The sequence below is a fragment of the Variovorax sp. 01T439_2 genome (assembly GCF_056398445.1).
In genome coordinates this window covers 1-4,997 of the sequence record NZ_JBFTPJ010000600.1, presented here as the reverse complement: position 1 = coordinate 4,997, position 4,997 = coordinate 1, and the positions used below count along the sequence as shown (strand labels likewise).

At 70.6% G+C, this 4,997-nt stretch carries 3 protein-coding genes and 1 pseudogene; 2 read left to right on the top strand and 2 right to left on the bottom strand.

The features are described from left to right. Together AC1DOC_RS24105 and AC1DOC_RS24100 are read right to left on the bottom strand one after the other, a co-directional pair. On the bottom strand, window positions 1-396 hold a 396-nt coding region (locus AC1DOC_RS24105; RefSeq protein ID WP_478130643.1), incomplete at its 3' end, for a divalent metal cation transporter. Between the two features lie 91 nt (window positions 397-487). Beyond that, window positions 488-1,249, bottom strand: a pseudogene (locus AC1DOC_RS24100) (LysR substrate-binding domain-containing protein); the annotation flags it as partial. 32 nt (window positions 1,250-1,281) lie between these two features. Here AC1DOC_RS24100 and AC1DOC_RS24095 point away from each other — a divergent pair. Continuing rightward, on the top strand, window positions 1,282-3,441 hold the full coding sequence (locus AC1DOC_RS24095; protein WP_412511576.1) for a thiamine pyrophosphate-dependent enzyme: 2,160 nt from the start codon (window positions 1,282-1,284) through the stop codon (window positions 3,439-3,441). 11 nt (window positions 3,442-3,452) lie between these two features. Further along, the coding region (locus tag AC1DOC_RS24090) for an indolepyruvate oxidoreductase subunit beta family protein (RefSeq protein WP_478130642.1) at window positions 3,453-4,997 on the top strand (1,545 nt) is incomplete at its 3' end.

Here is a 4,997-nt window from a genome sequence, read left to right as displayed (position 1 = left end):
CAGCAGCACCGTGACCACGCCGAACATCAGCGAATGGAAGTGCGCGCCGCCGCCCACCACCAGCTGCAGCGCCTCGCCCATGGCCGCGATGTCGGCCGCGATGTTGATGGTGTTGGCCACCACCAGCAGCGACACCAGGGCGAACAGGAAGCCGCGCGGCATGTGCTCGCGCAGGTTGGCCGCCACGCCCTTGCCCGTGACCCGGCCGATGCGCGCCGACACCAGCTGGATCGCCACCATGAACGGCAGCGACAGGAACACCGTCCAGAGCAGGCCGGTGCCGAACTGGGCGCCGGCCTGGGTGTAGGTGGCGATGCCGGAGGGGTCGTCGTCGGCCGCACCGGTGACGACGCCAGGCCCCACGTGGCGCAGGAACGACGGAATACGTTTCTTCATGTGGCCCGATCGTGGCACGCCGAGCCTGACCGCCAGATGATCTTGCGCAGGCTTTTCACCGAAAAATGCGCGAAGGTCCTGCGCCTTTCCCCTACCCCGCCCGCTCGGAGAACAGCGCCGTGATCACCTGGCGCAGCCAGCGGTTGGCCGGATCGGCCTCGAAGCGCCTGCTCCAGTGCAGCGACACCGTGAAGTCGCGCAGCGGGAACGGCGGCTCGACGATGGCGTAGCCGCCTTCCTCGGCAAAGCCGCGCGCGATGTTGCGCGGCATCACCACCGCCAGGTCGGTGGCACGCACGATGGCCGGCAGCACCATGAAGTGCTCGGTGGTCAGGCGCAGCCGGTCCTCGAGGTTCAGCAGCTGCAGGATGCGCAGGGTCTCGGCGTGCGTGCGCACCGCCACGTAGTCGAGCTCCTGCAGCGCCTCGAGCAGCGCCTGGCCGCTGCGGCGCCGCTTCGTCACGAACGGGTGCCCCTTGCGCAGCAGCACGATGTAGCGGTCCTTCAGCAGCTGGGCGCGCTGCGTGTCCTTCACCTTGGGCAGGAAGCCGAAGGCGAAGTCGATCCGGCCGCTGTCGAGCGCGGCGGCAATGTCGCCGGTGGCCAGCGGCATGGTCTCGATGCGCACGCCCGGCGCCAGCTCGCGCAGCCGCGCCATCAGCGCGGGCAGGAAGCGGCCTTCGCCGATGTCGCTCATGTGGATGCGGAACAGCTTGCGCGAAGCGGCCGGATCGAAACGCTCGGGCTCGGCCAGCGCCTGCTGCAGCATGGCCAGCGCCGCCTGCACCGGCACCGCCAGGCGCTCCGCCCGCGGTGTGGGCGCCACGCCGCCGGGAGTGCGCGTGAAGAGCGCACACTGCGAGACCCCCAGAAAAAAGAGACACGATGGAAGTTTCATTCAGCAAGGAAGTCGAGCTGCTGCGCCTGGGCGCCGGCGACACCTTCCACGGCGAGGGCATCCTCGCCATCACCAAGGGCCTGCTGCAGTCGGGCGTGGCCTACGTGGGCGGCTACCAGGGCGCGCCGGTGTCGCACCTGCTCGACGTCATGGTGCAGGGCAAGGCCTACATGGACGAGCTCGGCGTGCATGTGGAAGCCTGCTCCAACGAAGCCTCGGCCGCGGCCATGCTCGGCGCCTCCATCCACTATCCGCTGCGCGGCGCCGTCACCTGGAAGTCGATAGTCGGCACCAACGTGGCGGCCGATGCGCTGTCCAACCTCTCTTCGCCGGGCGTGACCGGCGGCGTGCTGGTGGTGGTGGGCGAGGACTACGGCGAAGGCGCCAGCGTGATCCAGGAGCGCACGCATGCCTATGCGCTCAAGTCGAGCATGTGCCTGCTCGATCCGCGGCCCGACCTGGGCGTGATGGTGCGCATGGTGGAAGAAGGCTTCCGCCTTTCGGAGGCCTCGAACATGCCCTGCCTGATGGAACTGCGCATCCGCACCTGCCACGTGCGCGGCAGCTTCGAGTGCAAGGACAACATCGCGCCCGCGGTGTCGACCCGCGCGCTGATGAGCGAGCCCGCGGGCTTCGACTACATGCGGCTCGCGCATCCGCCCGTCACCTTCCGCCATGAAAAACTCAAGGGCGACGAGCGCATTCCGGCCGCGCGGCGCTACATCGTGGAGCACGGGCTCAACGAGCTGGTGCCGGGCGGCCGGCATGCCGACCTGGGCATCGTGGTGCAGGGCGGGCTCTACAACGCGCTCGTCCGCAGCCTGCAGCAGCAGGGCCTGGCCGATGCCTTCGGCGAGACCGACATCCCGATCCTGGTGCTCAACGTGACCTACCCGCTGGTGCCCGAGCAGGTCGCCGACTTCTGCCTGGGCAAGCGCGCAGTGCTCGTGGTGGAGGAAGGCCAGCCCGAATACATCGAGCAGGACATCGCCACCCTCTTGCGCCGGCGCGACATCCAGACGCCGCTGCACGGCAAGGACATGCTGCCTTCGGCCGGCGAATACGGCGTCGAGGTGCTCGCGGGCGGCCTCGGCGCCTTCGCCGCGAAATACATCGAGAGCGGCGAGGCTTCGTCTTCCGCCAAGGCCTGGCTGGCCGGCAACCGCGAGCGCCGCGAGGCGGTGGCGCGCCAGCTCGAGACGCTGCTGCCCAACCGGCCGCCGAGCTTCTGCGTCGGCTGCCCCGAGCGGCCGGTGTTCTCGGCACTCAAGCTCGCGCAGCAGGAGACCGGGCCGGTGCACATCGCGGCCGACATCGGCTGCCATGCCTTCGGCACCTTCGAGCCCTTCTCGATGGGGCATTCGATCCTGGGCTACGGCATGAGCTTGGCAAGCCGCGCGGGCGTGGCGCCCATGATGAACCGCCGCACGCTGTCGATCATGGGCGACGGCGGCTTCTGGCACAACGGCCTGCTCACGGGCGTGCAGAGCGCGCTCTTCAACGGCGACGACGCGGTGCTCTTGATCTTCAAGAACGGCTACACCTCGGCCACCGGCACGCAGGACATCATCTCCACGCCCGACGACGAGACGAAGGAGCGCGCCGTCGACAAGCAGCAGAGCCTGGTCGACAAGAACCAGACCATCGAGGCCACGCTCACGGGCCTGGGCGTCAAGTGGATGCGCACCGTCACCACCTACGACGTGGAGCGCATGCGCAAGACGCTGACCGAGGCGCTCACCAGCGACTTCAACGGCCTCAAGGTGGTGATTGCCGAGGGTGAATGCCAGCTCGAGCGGCAGCGCCGCATCAAGCCCTGGATTGCCGGCCTGCTCAAGAAGGGCGAGCGCGTGGTGCGCGTGAAGTACGGCGTGGACGAGGACGTGTGCAACGGCGACCACGCCTGCATCCGCCTGTCGGGCTGCCCCACGCTCACGCTCAAGGACAACCCCGATCCGCTCAAGGTCGACCCCGTGGCCACCGTGATCGACGGCTGCGTGGGCTGCGGCCTGTGCGGCGAGAACGCGCATGCGGCCACGCTGTGCCCGAGCTTCTACCGCGCCGAGGTGGTGCAGAACCCGAAGTGGCACGAGCGCCTGCTGCACGCACTGCGCGGCGCCGTGGTGCGCGTGCTGCAACCCGCATGAGAGACGACCGCATGGAACAGAACCGCCCCATCTCCCTGCTCGTCTGCGCCCTGGGCGGCGAAGGCGGCGGCGTGCTCACCGAATGGCTGGTCGACATCGCGCGCCGTGCCGGCCATGCCGCGCAGAGCACGTCGATTCCCGGCGTGGCGCAGCGCACCGGCGCCACCACCTACTACATCGAGGTGTTCCCGGTGCCGCTCGCGCAGCTGGCCGGCCGGCGCCCGGTGTTCAGCCTGAGCCCGGTGCCGGGCGCGCTCGACGCCATCGTGTCGTCGGAGCTGCTCGAGACCGCGCGCCAGATCGGCAACGGCATGAGCGCGCCGCTGCGCACGCTGGTCATCAGTTCGTCGGCGCGCATCTTCACCACCGCCGAGCGCATGCAGCCCGGCGACGGCCGCGCCGATGCGCAGCGCCTCGTCGACGTGGTCAAGGCCTTCAGCCGCGAACACCATGTGTTCGACATGAACGCCATGGCACGCGAGACCGGCACGGTGGTCAGCGCGGTGATGCTCGGCGCCATCGCGGGCAGCGGCCTGTTTCCGTTTCCGCGCGAGGCCTACGAACACGTGGTGCGCGGCGGCGACGCCTGCGCGCCCGAGAAGCTGGGCAGGATGGCCGCGGCCAGCCTGCGCGGCTTTGCGGCCGGCTTCGAGGCCGTGGGCACGCCGCGCGCGCAGGCCGCCTTCGTGAGCAGCGTGCTGGCCGCCGACACGCGCGACGCGCCGCCGCCGCCGCGCGACCTGCCGGACGAACTCGCGCGGCGCTTTCCGCCCGCCGTGCACGACATGCTCGCGCTCGGCCATGCGCGCGTGCTCGACTACCAGGACGCCGGCTACGCCGCGCTCTACGCCGAGCGGCTGGGCCGCGTGCTCGATGCCGAGCGCGCCGCCGACCCGGCCGGCGCGCAGGGCTTTGCCATCACCCGCGAAGCCGCGCGCTGGCTCGCGCTGTGGATGGCCTTCGACGACATCGTGCGCGTGGCCGCGCTCAAGGGCCGCGCGAGCCGTGCACAGCGCGTGCGGCATGAAGTGCGCGCGGCCGAGGAAGACATCGTGAAGGTCTACGACCATTTCAAGCCCGGCGCGGCCGAGTTCGCCGCGCTGCTGCCGCCGGGCCTGGCGCGCCGCGTCACCGCATGGGACCGCGGCCGGCAGGCCCGCGGCCTCGCGCCCTGGGCGCTGCCGTTGAAGGTGGGCAGCCATTCGGTGGCCGGCATGGCGTCGCTGCGCCTCTTGTCATCGCTGAAGTGGCTGCGCCGCCGCGGCCAGCGCTTTGCCGAGGAGCAGGCACTGATCGAGCGCTGGCTCGCGGCGGTGGAAGCCGGCACGCGCGAAGCCTGGGTGCTGGGCCACGAGCTTGCGCTGTGCGGCCGGCTCATCAAGGGCTATGGCAGCACCAACGAGCGCGGCAAGGAAAACCTGCTGCACCTGGCCGGCCATCTGGCGGCGCAGCCCGGCGTGGCGCCGGCCGAGCGCGCCCAATCGGTGGCGGCGGCGCGCACCGCCGCGCTGGCCGACGATGCCGGCCGCGCGCTCGATGCCGCGCTGGTGGCGCAC